The following is a 1457-nucleotide window of genomic DNA, read 5'->3' as shown; positions in this document are numbered from 1 at the left end:
CTCCTGGACAAGTGACGCATTGCCTGGCTGCCGGCCAGCCCCCCCACTACACGGATCAGCCCTGCCCTGCCATCGCGCGCAGGGTGATGCCCACGATGTACGCCAGATACGTGCCCGTCGCGTAGCCCATCGTACCGAGCAGCACACCGACCGGCGCCAGCGAGGGATGGAACGCCGCCGCGACCACGGGCGCGGAGGCTGGCCCGCCGATGTTGGACTGCGAACCGATCGCGAAGTAGAAGAACGGCACCTTCAGCGCGCGTGCCAGCGCCCACAGCAGCACGATGTGCACCGCAATCCAGATCAGGCCGAGCAGGAACAGCCACGGGCGGTCCAGCAGTGCGAGCAGGTCCATCTGCATGCCGATGCAGGCGATCAGGAAGTACAGCAGCAGCGAGCCGAGCTTGGAGGCACCGGCGCCTTCCAGGTTGCGCGCACGGGTGAAGCTCAACGCCAGGCCGCAGGTGGTGGAGATCACCACCACCCACACGAAAGGCGCGTCCAGACTGAACTGCGAGGCCCAGGCGACATGGCCCTTGAACCACGCCGAGACCGGCCCGGCAATCGCATGCGACAGCCCCACCACGCCAAAGGCAACGGCGACGATCAGCATCAGGTCGGTCAGGCTGGCCACGCGCTCGTGCTGTGCCTGGAAGGCCTGGATGCGCAGCTTGAGGGCATCGATGCCCGACGTATCGGCGCCACTACGCGCGTCGATCTTCGCCGCGCGCCCGGCCATGAAGATCAGCACCGCCATCCACACATAACCGACACCGACATCGACCACCGCGAACTGTCCGAAGGTGGTCGCGTTGACATCGAACACTTCGCGCATGGCCAGCATGTTGGCGCCGCCGCCGATCCAGCTGCCGGCCAGCGCCGCCATGCCCGCCCAGGTATCGCCGGCGACGGTGGCCGGATGCAGCCATTTCATCAACTGGAACGCGACCACGGCGCCGATCATGATGCTGAGCGAGGCGCCCAGGTACATCACGATCAGTTTCGGGCCCAGCCGCAGGATGCCCTTGATGTCCACGGCCAGGGTGAGCAGCACCAGGGCGGCGGGCAGCAGGATGTCGCGCGCGACCGGGTTATAGAGATGGGTGTTCTGGCCGTCGATCAGGCCGACGGTGTTGTACACACCGGGAATCAGGTAGCACAGCAGCAACGCAGGCACGTACGTATAGAAGCGCTTCCACAGCCCCTGCTCGCGCGAGGCGGTCCAGAACACGGCACCGAGGGTGGCAGCGATCAGGCCGAAGACGACGATATCGTTCTGGATCAGGGCGGGTGCTTTCACGGAGATGGGGTGCCTGGGTCGTGGGGGGGGGGGGGGGGGGCCGGCAACCTCATGAATACTGAAAGCGCGGTGCAGATGCCGGCCAGCGGCCGGCACTACGGATGAAGGTACAGATGCTGGCCAGCGGCCGGCACTAGCGATGAAAAAGCGGCGCCCC

At 66.4% G+C, this 1457-nt stretch carries 1 protein-coding gene; it reads right to left on the bottom strand.

Annotated features, from left to right (window positions below; translation table 11 throughout):
• Positions 1 to 55: 55 nt before the first annotated feature.
• A complete protein-coding gene (locus ACE026_RS15195) occupies positions 56 to 1300 on the bottom strand; it encodes a DUF819 family protein (protein ID WP_183073818.1) in 1245 nt (414 codons plus the stop codon).
• Positions 1301 to 1457 lie beyond the last annotated feature (157 nt).

Source organism: Stenotrophomonas sp. AGC87 (assembly GCF_057333975.1).
Note: the sequence above shows the minus strand (reverse complement) of the source record. Positions and strands in the feature narration are given on the sequence as shown.